General features: G+C 71.9%; 8 protein-coding genes. 3 read left to right on the top strand and 5 right to left on the bottom strand.

Features of this window, described 5'->3' with window-relative positions:
- Window positions 1-91 precede the first annotated feature (91 nt).
- Entirely contained in the window at window positions 92-4,744 is a 4,653-nt protein-coding gene (locus NAEX_RS24425) for a hypothetical protein (RefSeq protein ID WP_143140577.1), read from the bottom strand.
- Between the two features lie 106 nt (window positions 4,745-4,850).
- Here NAEX_RS24425 and NAEX_RS24420 point away from each other — a divergent pair, with 106 nt between their 5' ends.
- Window positions 4,851-5,291, top strand: a complete 441-nt coding sequence (locus tag NAEX_RS24420; protein WP_245913790.1) for a CoA-binding protein — start codon at window positions 4,851-4,853, stop codon at window positions 5,289-5,291.
- Between the two features lie 560 nt (window positions 5,292-5,851).
- Here the strand turns inward: NAEX_RS24420 and NAEX_RS24415 are convergent.
- The 3 genes from NAEX_RS24415 to NAEX_RS24405 all read right to left on the bottom strand — a co-directional run bounded on the left by NAEX_RS24415 (window position 5,852) and on the right by NAEX_RS24405 (window position 9,547).
- Window positions 5,852-7,240 carry a DUF1552 domain-containing protein gene (locus NAEX_RS24415; protein WP_096329886.1) on the bottom strand — a complete coding sequence of 463 codons (1,389 nt, stop codon included), beginning with the start codon at window positions 7,238-7,240 and terminating at the stop codon, window positions 5,852-5,854.
- Window positions 7,241-7,243: 3 nt separating this feature from the next.
- Window positions 7,244-8,938, bottom strand: coding sequence for a DUF1592 domain-containing protein (locus NAEX_RS24410; protein WP_170135972.1), 1,695 nt, complete (start codon window positions 8,936-8,938; stop codon window positions 7,244-7,246).
- A gap of 237 nt (window positions 8,939-9,175) precedes the next feature.
- Window positions 9,176-9,547: a glutaredoxin gene (locus NAEX_RS24405; protein ID WP_096329884.1), complete on the bottom strand. Its 372-nt coding sequence runs from the start codon at window positions 9,545-9,547 to the stop codon at window positions 9,176-9,178.
- Between the two features lie 259 nt (window positions 9,548-9,806).
- Here NAEX_RS24405 and NAEX_RS24400 point away from each other — a divergent pair, with 259 nt between their 5' ends.
- A complete protein-coding gene (locus NAEX_RS24400) occupies window positions 9,807-12,377 on the top strand; it encodes a VIT domain-containing protein (RefSeq protein WP_096329883.1) in 2,571 nt (856 codons plus the stop codon).
- Between the two features lie 1,021 nt (window positions 12,378-13,398).
- On the opposite strand, the gene NAEX_RS50630 is transcribed toward NAEX_RS24400, so the two are convergent.
- Window positions 13,399-13,677, bottom strand: coding sequence for a hypothetical protein (locus tag NAEX_RS50630; RefSeq protein ID WP_170135971.1), 279 nt, complete (start codon window positions 13,675-13,677; stop codon window positions 13,399-13,401).
- Between NAEX_RS50630 and NAEX_RS24390 the strand changes: the two genes are divergently transcribed.
- Window positions 13,658-15,772 (top strand): DUF4215 domain-containing protein, encoded by a 2,115-nt coding sequence (locus tag NAEX_RS24390; RefSeq protein WP_170135970.1) that lies wholly within the window; start codon window positions 13,658-13,660, stop codon window positions 15,770-15,772. The genes NAEX_RS50630 and NAEX_RS24390 overlap by 20 nt on opposite strands.
- The last annotated feature ends 509 nt before the right edge of the window (window positions 15,773-16,281 follow it).

The raw sequence follows: 16,281 nt of genomic DNA, 5'->3' as shown, positions 1-16,281 counted from the left end.
TCGCCCTCACGCGCCGACAGAGCATTCGGACATGCCCCTCGGGGCATGTCCGAACATCTCCATCAACCTGACCTTTCAGACACCCTCCGCATCACGGCGGCGGCGTGTCGTCGTCCTCGCCGCTGGCGATCGGCGGCAGCGGACGCTTGCCGGGCGGCGGGGGCGGCGGGGTCGAGCGCGGGCGGCTTGCCGCCGGCGGCGTGATCTCCTCCGCCACCGGCCGCACCGGCTGCGGGCCGCTGGCGTTGTGGCGGGCGACCGTCGGGCCGCGCGGCGCGTCGAGCTCGGGGTCGAGCGGGGGCGGCGGGGCCTCCATCGTGTCGGTCGTGCGGAACCTCGACCCGCGCGGGCGCGGCGTGTCCTCGTGGTCCAGGCCGCCGCTGTCGGTCGACTGGCTCATGAAGATCGCCTCGGACACGCCCGACTGGCTCGCGCGCGGGGCCGGCGACGTCTCCTGCAGCAGCGGCTCGTGCGGCAGCGGGCCCGACTGCCGGCTCGGCGCCGGCCTGGTCTTCGGCAGCGACGGGCGCCAGAGTGGCCGCCACAGCCCGCCCTGCGACGCGCTCTGCCAGCCCCACGGCAGCCAGCGGATCATCGACCACGCCAGCCACAGCGCCCACGCCAGCATCAGCCCGCGGTACCACCACAGCGACACCGACAGCACCCACGGGCGCGGCATCAGGCCGCCGACCCCGTCGACGTACGCGACGCGGTCCTGATACCAGCGCAGCGAGCTCCCCCACGACCCGTTGCCCTCGATCTGCATGTCGGGCTGGCCGAGCAGGCCGGCGTGGACCGCCGCGAACAGGGCCGAGCAGGCCGCCAGGGTCCACACCGCGATCGTCAGCTGCCGCAGCGCGAACCACCCCGGCGCCAGATCGAGCCGGCGGCGGCGCCAGCCGAGCAGCAGGAACCACCCGATCACCAGCATCGCCTCGGGCACCGTCACCGTCGACAGCCCGAGCCCGAGCAAGAACCACTGGTGGGCGCGCAGCGGCGAAACGGCCAGGCGACCGAGCACCGCCGAGGCGAGCAGCAGCACCACGATGTAGCTCCAGAACAGCACCGCCGGCCCGAGCCGCGGCCCGCCGAGCAGCAAGATCCACCGGCTCGGCGGGAACTCGACGTGGACCTCGGCGTTGACCGCCGCCGCCCCGAGGTCGACCACCGGCGCCGTGTAGCGCTGGCCGAGCGCCGCCGCCTCGCGCCACTCGAGCTGGACCCGCTGCACGCCCGGCGCGACCGGCAGGCGGACCTGCTGGCCCTCCTGGCCGATCGGCTGCTGCGCGCCGTTGATCAGCACCTTCTGCAGCTGGGCCTCGGGCGGCAGCGCGAGCGTGTGGTGGCCGCCGCGAGACGAGCGCAGCTCGAGCTGCAGCTCGGCGTCGACCGCCCGCATCCCTGGCCGAAGGGTCAGGCGCGCGAAGTCGAGGGTCAGCGTCTCGCCGGGCACGCCGGCGGGGCGCGAGATGTCCAGGACGACCTGTTCTCCGGGCCAGGGCATCCAGACCTGCAGGCCCTCGGCGCCGCGGCGGATCGGCGGGATCCCGCCGGCCTCGACGTGCCACACCGGCCCGACCATCACCTCCCAGACCTCGCTCCACGGCGCCCCGGTGGCCGCCGCCAGCACGATCTGCGGCGAGATCGGCAGCACGCTGGTCCACTCGACCACGTCCTCGTCGGGGCGGATGTTGACCAGCACCGCGCCGGCCTCGACCCGCTGCTCCGCCGTCGTCACCGACTCGCCCGAGAGCAGCGGCACCTTGAGCACCACCGCCGAGCCGCGCGGCGTGGCGCGGATGACCCGCGTCGTCACCTCCCACGACAGCCCCAGCGTCAGCGCCCGCTCGACGCGGACGAACGGCGGCAGCGTGCCGACCTCGAGCGTCTCCGGCTGGGCCGCGTCCTGCTTGCTGATCCGCGTCAGCTGCAGCACCTCGTCGGCGAGCCCGTCCTCGTGCAGCCCGGCGACCGTCCAGCCGTCGGCCTTGGCGGTGACGCGATGCGGCCCGACCGGCAGGCGCAGCTGGATCGTCTCGCGGTTCGGCAGCGGGCCCTCGAGCACCACCTCGTGGCGACCGGGCTCGAGCGCGATCCGCAGGCCCCCGTCGCCGGCGCGCACCAGCCCGCCCGCGGCGGGCGAGCCGTCGAGCGACACCTGCGTCGGCAACCAGTGCTCGGCCGAGCCCGGCAGCGGCGCCTCGACCTGGGCCGCCGCGTGGAGCTCGACCACCAGCCGCAGCGCCGACCCGCTGGCCTCGAGGCGCATGCGCGGGCTCGTCACGCAGTCGGGCAGGCAGCTCGGCGGCTCGGTGAGGCGGGCCCGCAGCTGCTCGAGCGTGGCCGCGTCGGGCACCTGCGCCGCGGCCGACGACGGCAGCAGCAGCGCGCCGACGACCGCCCCCATCATCGTCGCGCCGACGGCCGGGTTGGGCCGCTGCGGCGGGCGGACTCGCCGCTTGCGGAACACCCCGAACACCGCCATCACCAGCGCGACCAGGAACAGCACGCGCACGCCGGCCAGCGCCAGGTTGACGTGCGGCGGCACCAGCAGGAAGCTGACCTTCTGCGAGCGGTCGACCGGCCCGCTCCAGCGCAGCGGCACCGAGCGCCACGACCAGCGGGGCACGCCGGGGCCGGTCTGCACCACCGTGCCGGCGTCGTACTCGCGCAGCTTCTTCTGCTGGCGCTGGCGGTACTCGCCGCTCAGGCTGGCCCGCTTCGACTGCACGATCGACGACACCGTCTGCTCCTCGACCTCCTCGTCGAGCGCCTCGAGCTCCTTCATCGGCCGGCCCATGCGGCCCTCCTCGCCGCGGTGGTACTGCTCGGCCCCGTCCATGTCGGTCTCGAGCTGGTCCAGCTCGCCCGGCCGGAACTCCTGGTTGTGGGCGGTCGCGATGTCCTCCGCCGGCGCGGCCTCGCGCGGCGGCTCGAGCTTGGCCGTCGCAAAGGTCAGGCCGAAGTCGTCGCGCCCGCGCTCCTCGAGCGCCGGGTACAGCCCCTGGCGGATCTGCTGGACCGCGAACACCGAGCAGATCCCGGCCAGCATCACCAGCGCGCCGAGGCGATAGCCGCGGACCGCCGAGCGCAGCCAGCCGTCCGGCAGCGCGCGGTGCAGCGCCTCGCCGACCAGCACGAAGATCCACACCGTCCGCGGCGCCATCCACTCGGGGAACACCAGCGCCAGCGTCACCACCGCCAGCACGCCCCAGGCCCAGCCGTACAGGCGGGCGATGGCGATCGCGATCACCAGCACCATGAACAGGTCGAGCAGCGTCCAGCGGCCGAGCCAGGTGTCGTCGACCTGGTCGACGCCGGTCGCGTGCAGCACCTTCCAGCCGGGCGGCAGGTGCAGCGTGCCCGACACCGAGGCGAAGTCGTGGTCCCAGTCGACCGCCGAGATCGACGGGTGAAGCCCGCCGGCGGGCACGCGCAGGTCGGCGGTGAGCGCCACGTTGGGGTCGCGCAGCTCGACGCCGGCCTTGTTCGGGTCGTCGCGGGCGGTGATGAATTGCGGCTGGCCGCTGACCGCGACCGCGCCGAGGCGGGCCGAGCCCTGCATCTCGAGCCGGCGCGTGCCCTGGACCTGGCCGGCGATGCGGTCCTTGACCGTGAACCCGCGGCCGTCGAAGTCGAGCCACCAGTCGCGGGCCAGCGACAGTTGATCGGGCCCGCGGTCGGCCTCGCCGCGCTGCGTCACCGTCAATTGCAGCGCCTCGCCCGGGCGGGCGCGGAACGCCGGGAACGAGCGCCACGCGTCGGGCAATTGCGTCTGTTGCGGGTCGACCGACACCAGCCCCGAGAACTCGACGCGGCGCAGCTCGGGCGCCGGCTCGAACACCCACACCTCCTCGCCCGCCCACGGGCCCTCGTTGGTGGCGAGGGCGATGTTTTGCAGGTCGCCGGGGTGGCGCGCCTCGACGCGGATCGTCCACGCCCCCGGGCGCACCTGCACGCGCACGCGGCCGTCGGGCTCGAGCCGGGCCGGCAGCTCGCTCGTCACCTCCATCGCCACGAAGTCGGGCAGCAGCGCCTTGCCCAGCAGCTCCTCGCGGCTCTTCCCGGCCACGTGCAGCGAGATCTCCGTCGTCATGCGCAGCGGGATCGCGTCGGTCAGCTTGCGGTGCACCACCACGTCGAGCAGGTTCTGCTCGCTCGCCGCCTCGATCTTCTTCTGCAGCCACAGCGTCCCGTCGTTGTCGCGGCGCGGGAACGACTCCGGCTTGCCGCGCAGCTTGAGCGCCAGGAGCCCCGTCTCGGCCGGCACGCTGAGCTTCTCCGGCATGCTGTCCCACAGGAACGCGCCGGTGATCCGGTGCGCGCCGGGGCCGAGCTCGACCGCCGGGCGGCCGGCCGCGCTGACCACCACCGCCGGCTGGCCGTCGACCTCGACGTCCTGCGGCCAGCGGCGCGCGTCGCCGGGCAGCGGCACCGCCCCCTTGGCGTACAGCTGCCAGCGCTGCGCGAACGACCCGCGCTCGTCGGTCAGCTCGAGCTCGAGCTGCGACGGCCAGGCGCAGCGGCGCTCGCTGGTACTCGCATGCACGTAGGGACATGACCGATCGGACAGGGGCTGAAGCACCCACGGGATCCACGGCCGCAGCGCCTCGGGCACCTCGGCGGGCGTCTGCGCCGCCGGCTCGACCGGTGCCCGTGGGGGCGCGGCCGCGGCCTCGGCCGCGAGCGGCAGCATCAACAGCGCGAGGACCCAGTGTAGCGGCCGAGGCGTGGAGCGAGTCATGAGGGGGACCTCAGGGTACAGCGAGCCCATGCGACCCGGACAGGGCGAGCGGCCGCCGGACGAACTGGAACTCGCCCACACGACCCGACCGTGGCACCCTGCCTGCGTGTCTTCGCCCACCGACTCCGAGCTGCGCGAGATCCTCGCGCGCACGCGCACCGTCGCCGTCCTCGGCGCGCACACCGACCCCAACAAGCCCGCGTGCTACGTCCCGGACTACCTGCACGCCGCCGGTTACGTCGTCCGCGCCGTCAATCCCGTGTTCGCCGGGCACCGCATGTGGGGCTCGCCCTGCGTCGCCGCGCTGACCGACCTCGGGCTCGCCCCCGGCGAGCTCGACCTGGTCGACGTGTTCCGCCGGCCCGAGTTCCTCTCGGACCATGTCCCCGAGCTCCTGGCCGTCAGGCCGAAGGTCGTGTGGCTGCAGCTCGGCATCCGCCACGCCGAATTCGCGCGGACCCTCCGCGACGCCGGGATCGTCGTCGTCGAAGATCGCTGCACCCTCGCCGAGCACCGCCGCCTCGGCCTCCCGCGCCGCGGCGAGTGATCGCGCGCTTGCGCGCATCCGACCGCGGACGGACCCGGCGGACCTTCCAGACGTGTTTTCGGCATCCTCGATCCGTGGGCCGGGGCCTCGCCGTCGTGCTGCAGCTCGCCGCATGCACGCCGTACGTCGCCCTCGCCGACGGCGTCGAGGCCGTCGATCCCTCGCGCCACGACGTGGAGATCCGCGGCCACGTCCTCGACGGCGAGACGCGCCGGCCCCTCGCGGACGCGCTGATCATCCTTCAGTGCGATCGCCTCGCCGGGCAGCGCGAGTTCATGACCCCCGACGGGCGCTATCACTTCCGCGGCCTGCCGCCCGGCAATTACACCGTGCAGATGCTCTACCGCGACAACGACGTCACGAAGCGCCTCGAGGCGCGGGCCGGCCAGCGGTGGCACGTCGGCTTCAGCGCGGCGCGACGGCCCCGCGACGGCTGCGACTGGCGCCGCGGCCCGCGCGGCCGCCATCACCATGACGCCAGGGACATGTCCATGAGGACATCAACAAAGAGACCCGCGAGGCGAACCTCGCAGGTCTCTCGCGCCGCGGCGGCGCTCCGCTCACGCGATCATCGCGTCGATGACGCCGGGCTCGAGCTCGGGGTCGCCGAAGTCCTCGACCAGCGAGCCGGTGACGGCGCTGAGGATCGTGTTGTGGAACTGGTTGTGCGTCACGCCGCCGGCGTCGATGTACTGGCCGGTCTTGAGGTAGCCGCCGCAGCTGCCGGCGCACACCCACGGGATGTTGTTGTAGGTGTGGCTGACGCCGGCGCCGAGGTCGTTACACCAGATCGCCACCGTGTCGTCGAGCAGGGTGCCGACGTCGGTCTGCAGCGCCGACAGGCGGTCGAGCAGGTGCTTGAACAGCTTGGCGTGCTCGCGGTCGATGAGGTGGTGCTTCGACTGCGCGTCGGGGATCGGGTCGCCCTCGGAGCCGTCGGCGTAGATGCGGTGGGAGATCTGGTGGAAGCGCGGCAGCTGGACGCCGTCGATCCAGTACTGCGTGCCGTCGTTGCCGTCGCCGATCTGCAGCGTCGCCGCGCGGGTGTAGTCGCACGAGAACGCGAACGCGATCAGGTTCATTTGCAGGCGCGTGATCGTCTGGATCAGCTCGTCGGCGCCGTCGTAGTCCTGCTGCGCCTCCATCTCCATGATGTCGGCGTCGCTCGGCAGCTCGCACAGCAGCTCGACCTCGAGGTCGCGGATCGCGTCGAAGTGGATCTGCAGGCGGTCGCGGTCGGCCTTGCTCATGTCTTGCTTGCTCATGAGCGCCTGCATCTGCTCGCGGACCAGGTCGTTGACGCTGGTGCGGCGGGCCTTGATCTTCATCGCCACTTCTTGCGGCAGCGCGGTGATGCCGACGATCTTGGTGTACACGCTCCACGGGTTGCGGTCGGCCGCGCGCAGGTCCTTGGGCCCGCGGTAGCTCAGCACCTCGTTGATGTAGCCCGCCATGCGGCCGGCGTAGAGCGTCAGCGGGTCGGGGTTACTGGCCGGGTTGAGCTCGCGGGCGATGCGGTTGTCGACCGACTCGCCCATCGCCAGCGACAGGTTGCCCTTCGGGTCGTCGGACACGCGCGCCGCCGTGAGGCACTGGTTGCCGCCGCCGGAGTGGCCGCAGCCGTTGCCGGGGAAGCCGAAGCGGGTGCCGCGGACCAGCAGCAGCTTGTCGGCGTAGTCGGCGAGCTCGCTGACGGCCCGCTCGGCGTCGATCGTCGACATGCTCTCGGTGGTGAGCTGGCCGAGCTCGTTGGGCCAGAAGCGCTCCGGCTCGCCGTTGTCGGCCTGGGCGCAGCCGTTGGCCTGGCGCACGTAGACGCAGTAGCGCGGGCGGTCGGTCGCCGCCTTGACGTCGCGCGGGAGCAGGCTCGGGAGGAACGGCAACGCGACGGTGGCGCCGCCGATGCCGGTGATGAAGGCGCGTCGGGACAGGTTGCTGGGAAGTCGCATGGCTTACTCCTCCACCGGGGCGCGGAAGCGGAACGCGTCGCTCGTCGTCAGCTCGACGATGAGCTCCTTGATCGAGTACATGCCGTCGCGCGAGCCCTCGGCGAGGCGCTTGATCTCGGCGTTGTCCTGCAGCTGCGGGACGCGGCCGTAGCCGTACTCGAGCAGGTGCGACACGTAGCAGCGGTGGGCCTCGTCGCTGCTGGCGATGATCTTCGCCAGCTCCACGCCGCCGTTGAAGCTCTGCTTGCCCTGCACGAAGTTGAACGAGCCGGTGGCGTCGACCGGCTTGCCGGCGTCCATCGTCTGCCAGCGGCCGAGCGGGTCGTACTGCTCCATCGCGAACCCGAGCGGGTTGATCAGGTAGCCGTGACACGCCTCGCCGCAGGTGCCGATGCCGGTGTGGCGGTCGATCAGCTCGCGCAGCGACTCGCCCTCCATCGCCGGCGGCGGCGGCGGCACGTTGTTGGGCGGCGGCGGCAGGCCGGTGCAGAGGATCTGCAGGTTGAGGAACACGCCGCGGTGGATCGGGTCGTTCTGGGTCGAGCTCGCGTTGGCCGCCAGGAACCCGAGCTGCGTCAGCACGCCGGCGCGCTGGCTCGGGTCGAGGTCGGTCTTGACGAGCTGGTCGGTGAACTGACCCTGCGCCCCGTAGAGCGGCGCCAGCGTCGAGTTGACGAAGCTGTACGGCGCCGACAGAAGCGTCGCCACGTCGCCGAGCTCGTGCGAGAACACCACGTCGTCGACGAACATGAGGGTCTCCTGGACCATCATGTCGCGCATCGACTCGGCGAACTCGGGGAACTTGTCGGCGCTCTTGTTGATCTTGCTGTAGCTGTCGACCTTGAGCGTCTGGTAGTGGAACGAGGCCACCATGTCGTGCGCGCGCTGGTCGTCGAGCATGCGCGCGGCCTGGGCCTCGATGCCGGCGACGGAGTCGAGCGCGCCGCTCTTGGCCGCGTCGAACAGCTCCTCGTCGGGCATCGTGTCCCACAGCATGTACGACAGCTTCGACGCCACCTCGTAGCCGTTCAGCGGGATGTTGCCGTCGCCGTCGGGCACGTCGCTGAGCTCGACGCGGTACAGGAAGTACGGCGACTGCAGGAACGTCTGCAGGACGACGCGCACGCCCTCGAGCACCGGGTCGGTCCCGCCGAGGGCCACGCCCGCGTGGAACACCTGCATGTGGCGCTCGACCTCCTCGACCGTCAGTGGGCGGCGATACGCCCGCGGGCCGAACGACTCGATGAACCCGCGGCCGCGCGCGTCGCTGTCGCCGTCGGCCGGGACCAGCAGCGCCACCAGCTCGGGGTCGTTGATCACCTGCTCGGCGATCTCCTCGGCCGCGCGCTGGTAGTCGGTCCACAGCGTCGCCGACACCACCAACTTCTCGCTGTTGTTGTCGTAGCCGCCGCTGATCGGGTCGCCGATGAACAGCGCCGACTTGCCGGGGGTCTGGTCGAGCAGCAGCAGGTCGCGGACCGAGTTCTCCCACTGGCGATGCGACAGCCGCGGCACCCGCGACGACTCCGGCAGCGTGGGCAGCTCCGTCCCGCCCGTGTCCGTGTCGGAGTCAGGTCCGCCGTCGGTCGGTTGATTGTTGGTCGTCGCAGCCGTGTCGCTGTTGCCACCGCCCTCGGTCGCACCGCCGGGGCCGCCGGTCCCCTCGGTGGGATCGCCGTCGGTCTGTTGCCCCGACATCCCGGAGTAGCACCCGACCGACAGGCAAAGTCCCAAGGGCCAGGCCCCCATGGACCGCCACGAAAGCGCTCGTCGTCGCTGAGCCATACGGAGGCAATGTCCCGGCCCGAGCCGCCGCTGTCAACCGTGGGCGATCCCCGATGGACTGCCAGCGACGCTACGGGGGCCGACGGCCCCGCGATCTGCGTGTGCGGCCGGCCGCGTGGAAGGGCGCGGATACGACCGACGAAGTCCGCGTCAGTGCGTGTCTCGCAGCTTCTGCAAGCTCCCGTCGGCGAGCATGCGCTCGACGTCCGTGAAGCCGCCGATCAGCGTGCCGCGCACGAACACCTGCGGGAAGGTCGGGAAGCCCGACCACAGCTTGATCGCCAGGCGCTCCTTCCACTGGCTGAGATAACTCCCGTACTCGAGGTACGTGAACGGCACGCCTGCGGCCTCGAGCGCCCGGCGGGCCTTCTTCACGAACGGGTTCTGGGCCATGCCGACGACCACCACCGGGTCGCGGGCGATCGCGGCGACGACGGCGTCGACGACGTTGCGGTGGAAGCTCTGGATCTGCTCGCGCACGTGCGGTGCGAGCGAGGACTCGGGGAGAAGCGGGCGAGACATGGGCGCGAAGGGTGAGCGCCGGATCCGCCCGTGGCAAGCAGTCGCGCGCGTGCGCCCGCTCGCTTGCCGGCGTGAGCGATCTGCCCGAAGGGCCCTGTAAGCGCCGCGCGGCGTCCGGCGCGGGTCGACGACGCGCCGCGAGAACGGCATTCGCCGCGGCCGCGTACGCCGGTCTCGAGCATGGGCGCGGGAAGACCCGCGGCGCCGACGATCGCGTTGCACGCGGGCGAACGATACCCTCGCCAACACCGGAGAGTTCATGCGCCGTCCCATCCCGCTCGTCGTCTGCCTCGGCCTCGCCGGCCTCGTCGCCTGCACCGGCCGCCAGGGCCCTTCGGACTCCACCACCACGTCGCAGTCGCAGGCGGCCGGCGAATGCAAGCTCGAGTGGCGCGCCCCCGACCCCCAGCCGAGCGCCGGCGTCGCGCCCTTCTCGCTCACCACGCAAGACGGCACCGGCCTCGAGCTCCTCAGCGTCAAGAGCCGCGCCGTCGTCGAGGACCCGCTCGCCTTCACCGAGCTCCACCTCGCGTTCCAGAACCCCAACGATCGCGTGATCGAGGGCCGCTTCGAGATCAACCTCCCGCCGAACTCGGCGATCTCGCGGTTCGCCATGCTGATCGACGGCCGCTGGCAGGAGGCCGAGGTCGTCGAGCTGCAGGCCGCGCGCCAGGCGTACGAGGACTTCCTGCACCGGCGACAAGACCCGGCCCTGCTCGAGAAGAGCGCCGGCAACCGCTTCAGCGCGCGCGTGTTCCCGATCCCCGCCCGCGGCGTCAAGGAGATCATCGTCTCCTACTCCGAGGAGCTGACCTCGAGCAGCGAGCCGTACCGCGTCTACCTGCGCGGCCTGCCGCAGCTGCGGGACCTCGACGTCGAGGTCGTCGTGCCCAGGGGCGGCGGCGTGCGCGAGAAGACCCGGATCCACGAGACCAACTTCATGCCGCAGCAGGACCTCGAGCTCGCCACCGGCCGGCGCGCTCCCGAGGTCGGCCTCCGCTACGACCGCCTCGCCGTCGCCCGCATCACCCCCGACGTCAAGCTGCCGCAGGTCCCGGTCACCGGCGTCACCCTGCTGTTCGACACCAGCGCCTCGCGGGCGCTCGACTTCAAGGGCCAGGTCGCGCGCCTCGGCCAGCTCGTCGCCGAGCTGCGCGGCGCCGCCGGCGTCGACTTCCCGCTCACCGTCGCCTGCTTCGACCAGGGCGTCGAGCAGGTCTTCTCCGGCCCGGCCAGCAGCTTCAGCGCCGACGCCCAGAACGCGATCTTGAAGCGCGGGGCCCTCGGCGCCTCCGACGTCGCCGGCGCGCTGCGCTGGGCCGCGGGTCAGTCGAAGGTCCACGACCGCGTCATCCTCGTCGGCGACGGCGTCGCCACCGCCGGCGCCGTCGAACGCGACGGCCTGCGCACCGCCGTGCAGGAGCTCGGCCGCGCCGGCGTGCGCCGCCTCGACGCGGTCGTCGACGGCGGCCTGCGCGACGAGGCCGCGCTGCGCCAGCTCACCACCGCCGGCCTGCAGGACGCCGGCATCCTCGTCGACGCCCGCCTGCCCGCGCCGCTGGTCGCCTCGCGGCTCGTGCGAGCCACCGAGGCCGACGTCAAGGTCCATGTCCCCGGGGCCACGTGGGTGTGGCCGCAGTCGCTCGCGGCCGTGCAGCCCGGCGATCAGTTCCTCGTGTTCGCCGACCTCCCGGTCGACAAGCCGATGCGCGTCGAGCTCGGCGATCGCGGCGAGGATGTCCGCGAGGTCAGCCTCGCTCCGAGCGAGCGGCCGCTGCTCGAGCGCGCGTGGATCCGGGCCAGCATCGACCGCCTCGGCGCGATGATGGGCCACGAGGCCGCCGGCGACGCCAAGGCCAAGGCCGATCTCAAGCAGCAGATCATCGGCCTCTCGACCCGCTACCGCGTGCTGTCCGACTACACCGCGCTGCTCGTGCTCGAGACCGACTGGGACTACCAGCGGTTCGGGATCGATCGCACCGCGCTGGCGGAGATCCTCACCGTCGGACCGGACGGCGTGACCGTCGTCGACCGCACGCGCTTGCCCGACAAGCCGGTCGTCGCCCAGCCGATCGTCCCCGAACAACCGGTCGCGCGCGACGGCGAGGCCGACGACGAGGGCGGCCCGCTCGGGTGGTTCTTCGGCGCCGAGAAGAACAAGGACAAGAAGGAAGCTGCCGTCGCCACCGCCGCCAGCGAGCTGGTCGTCGAGGCCGAGCGCGATTCGATCCCGCTGCCCGAGCCGGCCGACGCCCGAGCCAAGGGCGACCGCGGCGGCGACTTAAAGTTGGCGTTCAACGTGGAGCAGACGGTCGGCGGCGGCGGCGCGCCGGGCGGGGCGCCCGAGTTCGATGGCCGCGGTCCCTTCGCGGCTGCGCCGCGTGAAGAAGCGGCGAACGACGGTCCCTCACACGCGGCTCCGCCGCCGCCCCCGCCGCCGGCCGAGCCCGCACCGATCACCGCCGACGAGGCGGCCGCCCCGGGGATGCGCCAGGTCGAGGGCTACCTCGCCGACGACGACGCCCGGCGCCCGGCCACCACCCGCGCCGCCGCGCGCCGCCCCCGCACCCGGACCGTCACCACGAGGCGCCGCCGTGGAACTCGGCGCCGCAGCCGACCTTCGAGCAGCCCAAGCCGGCCGACGCGTGGGAGGGACGTTTCGCCGACGTCATGGTCGACGTCCGCGCCGGCCGCGCCGCCGACGGGTTGGCCAAGGCCTGGGCCTGGCGCGACAGCAACCCCGGCGACGAGCTCGCGCTGCTCGGCCTGGGCGAAGCGGCGGAGGCGGTCGGCGACCGCGCCCTCGCGGCGCGCGCCTACGGCTCGCTGATCGACCTGTTCCCCGGGCGAGCGGACATCCGTCGCATGGCCGGCGAGCGGCTCGAGGCGCTCGGCGACGTCGGTCTGCGACTTGCGATCGACACTTATGCGCAGGCCGTGTCACAGCGGCCCGACCATCCTGCCAGTCACCGGCTCTACGCCTTCGCGCTGCTCAAGGCCGGCCGGCACGCCGAGGCCTTCGCGGCCGCGCTCGCCGGCGCCCGTCGCAGCTACCCGAGCGGCCGCTTCGCCGGCGTGCAGCAGATCCTCGAGGAGGACCTCGCCCTGATCGCCGCCGCCTGGCTCGCCGCCCGGCCCGGCGACGCCGCCGCGCAGTCGGCGATCGCCGCGGCCGGGGTCGCTCCCGACCGCAGCCCGTCGCTGCGCTTCGTGCTCAATTGGGAGACCGACGCCAACGATGTCGACTTCCACATCTACGACGGCAAGGGCGGCCACGCCTTCTTCAGCCAGAAGCAGTTGCCGACCGGTGGACGGCTGTACGCCGACGTGACCACCGGTTACGGCCCTGAATGCTTCACGATCCCCGGCAACGCCGCGGCGTTCCCGTACGTGCTCCAGGCGCACTATTACAGCCGCGGACCGATGGGTTACGGCATGGGCAAGCTGCAGGCCGTGCAGCACGACGGCAAGGGCGGTCTCGCCTTCATGGAACACCCGTTCGTCATCATGAAGGACCGCGCGTACGTCGATCTGGGCCGCGTGGACCGGCCGCTGTCGGAGCTGCAAGTCGTGGCGCCGCGCCTGCCCTCGGGCCCCGGCCCCAAGGGTCAGCCTTACGCACCCTACACGCCGCCGCCGCCTGCTCCGCCGCCGCCTCCGCGCTATTAAACCTCGCGCGCGCGTCGGCCTCGCGCCGGACGTGCGCGCGCGTTTTTGCTCCGTGACGACGCCGTACCCGTTCTCGGGTACGGTTGCGTAATTCCCACGATCCAGACGGATCCACCGCGTCGCTACCACTGCTGCCCGTGGGTCTTTCGTCCCGGGCCGCTACGAACCACCTGGTTTCTTCATCATCGTCCAATCGAGGCTCGCATGTCCCGCTCTCGTGCTTTCTTGTTGAAGCTCGTCGCTCCCCTCTGTCTGTCCGCCGTCGGTCTCGTGGCCTGCGGCGACAACAGCAGCAGCTCCAATTCCAACAGCGCGTCGAACTCCGGCACCGGCACCGACGTGACCTCTGGAAGCATGACCGAGCCGACCGTCGGCAGCGCGAGCATGTCGGCCAGCGAGGCGACCGACGGCACCGCGGGGATCTCGGACTCGAACTCGGGCGTGCCGACCACCAGCGGCATGGGCATCTCCGACTCGAACTCGAGCGACACGATGCCCCCCGACGACACCACCACCGGCATCGGCGGCGGCGGCTGCGGCGACGGCATCCTCGACCCCGGCGAGGAATGTGACAGCGGCCCGAACAACGGCGGCGGCAACGAGTGCAAGCTCGGCTGCATGCTCAACTTCTGCGGCGACACGTACATCGGCCCGGGAGAGGAGTGCGACAACGGGGCCGAGAACGGCGACATGAACGCCTGCAAGCCCGACTGCAAGTTCGCCTTCTGCGGCGACGGCAAGGTCGGCCCCGGCGAGGGCTGCGACGACGGCAACCAGAACAACGCCGACGCCTGCACCAACGGCTGCGCCCTGGCGACCTGCGGCGACGGCATCATCTCCGCGCAGGAGCAGTGCGACGACGGCAACCAGAGCAACGACGACGAGTGCACCAACAACTGCACCGCCGCCAAGTGCGGCGACAACTTCGTCCAGAACAGCAACGGCGAGCAGTGCGACCAGGGCGTCAACAACTCGAACACCGGCGACTGCACGCTCGCCTGCCAGCCCGCCGTGTGCGGCGACGGCCTGCTCCACAACACCGGCAGCGGCGACGAGGAGTGTGACCTCGGCGCCGGCAACGGCCCAGGCCAGCAGTGCAACGCCCAGTGCCAGCTGAACACCTGCGGCGACGGCGACAAGAGCCCGACCGAGCAGTGCGACGACGGCAACAACCAGGGCGGCGACGGCTGCACCTCGATGTGCAAGCTCGAGGAGTGCGGCAACGAGGTCATGGACCCGGGCGAGCAGTGCGACGACGGCAAGAACGGCGACCAGGACGACGGCTGCACCGACGCCTGCGCCCTGCCGAAGTGCGGCGACGCGATCGTCCAGCCGAGCCTCGACGAGCAGTGCGACCTCGGCCCCGGCAACAACAACGCCGGCGCCTGCACCCTCGTCTGCACCGCCGCCAAGTGCGGCGACGGCCTGATCTGGCAGAACCACGAGGAGTGCGACGACGGCGTCAACAACTCCAACAACGGCACCTGCAAGGCCGACTGCACCAAGCAGTTCTGCGGCGACGGCTTCGTCGGCCCCGGCGAGGCCTGCGACGACGGCAACCAGAACAACAACGACGCCTGCACCAACGTGTGCAAGATGGCCAAGTGCGGCGACGGCTTCATCCAGCCGGGCGAGCAGTGCGACAACGGCGGCCTCAACAGCAACACCGGCACCTGCACCACCGCCTGCCTGACCCCCAAGTGCGGCGACGGCTTCATCCAGCCGAGCAACAACGAGACCTGCGACGACGGCCTCAACAACGGCGACAGCAAGGCGTGCCTGTCGACCTGCATCCCGGCCAAGTGCGGCGACGGCAAGACCTGGGTCGGCCAGGAGGAGTGCGACGACGGCAACAACGTCAACACCGACCTCTGCACCAACATGTGCAAGGCGGCCGAGTGCGGCGACGGCATCACCCAGCCGCAGGCCGGCGAGACCTGCGACGACGGCAACGTCGACAACACCGACCTCTGCACCGTCTTCTGCGTCCCCGCCAAGTGCGGCGACGGCTACAAGCAGCCGCAGAACCAGGAGCAGTGCGACGACGGCAACAACGTCAACGACGACGCCTGCAGCAACGCCTGCAAGACCCCGATCTGCGGCGACAACATCACCCAGCCGGGCGCGCCGTACAACGAGCAGTGCGACAACGGGGCCAACAACGGCAACGACAAGGCCTGCAACGCCACCTGCAAGAAGACCACCTGCGGCGACGGCGTCAAGCAGACCCCCAACGGCAACAACCAGAACGAGGTCTGCGACGACGGCAACCAGGTCAACACCGACGCCTGCACCAACACCTGCGCCAAGACCACCTGCGGCGACGGCATCACCCAGAGCCCCAACGGCAACGGCCAGGCCGAGGAGTGCGACGACGCCGACCAGTCCAACGCCGACCAGTGCAACACGCAGTGCAAGAAGACCACCTGCGGCGACGGCGTCGTCCAGAACGACCCGTCGAACGGCAACGGCCAGGTCGAGATGTGCGACCAGGGCGCCCAGAACGGCACGCAGGGCTCGTTCTGCAGCGCGACCTGCCAGATCAAGCCGGCTTGAACCCCTGCGCCCGCCAGCCGGGCCCCACGCGCGCCGCGACCGGCATGTCCGAACGGGCATCCGCTCGCGGCGCGCCGGCGAGCACGTGCCCCGACGCTGGGCTTCACGTCGATCCAGGTTACACGAGACCGAACGCGCCGCGAATCCGGCCGTACCGAATGTCGCCGCGACGCTCTCGTCACATGTCCCCGAGGCCAGGTCGCGACGCTGGCCGCGCGTGACGCACCGCGACCGGGCTCGCGCGACGGTTCTGCGCATGTCCGTCGCCCCGCCGCGTCAGCGGCCGTCGCGGCGGGCGACGGACGCCCGCAGCGCGAGCCCGATCGTCAACCGACAGCCCCAGCCCCCGCAGATACGCCCGCCAGCGCCGCCCCGCTCGCACTGCCCTGCCTCCAGACACATGTCCCCCGGGACATGTCCTGCGGGGCTCGCCTCTGCCCATGCCCCCGCTCGCACTGCCCTGCCTCCAGACACATGTCTCCCGGGACATGTCATGCGGGGCCGCGCCT

This window comes from Nannocystis exedens (assembly GCF_002343915.1).
In the GTDB taxonomy this organism is placed as follows: domain Bacteria; phylum Myxococcota_A; class Polyangia; order Nannocystales; family Nannocystaceae; genus Nannocystis; species Nannocystis exedens.
This window is presented reverse-complemented; position numbering and strand designations above follow the sequence as displayed.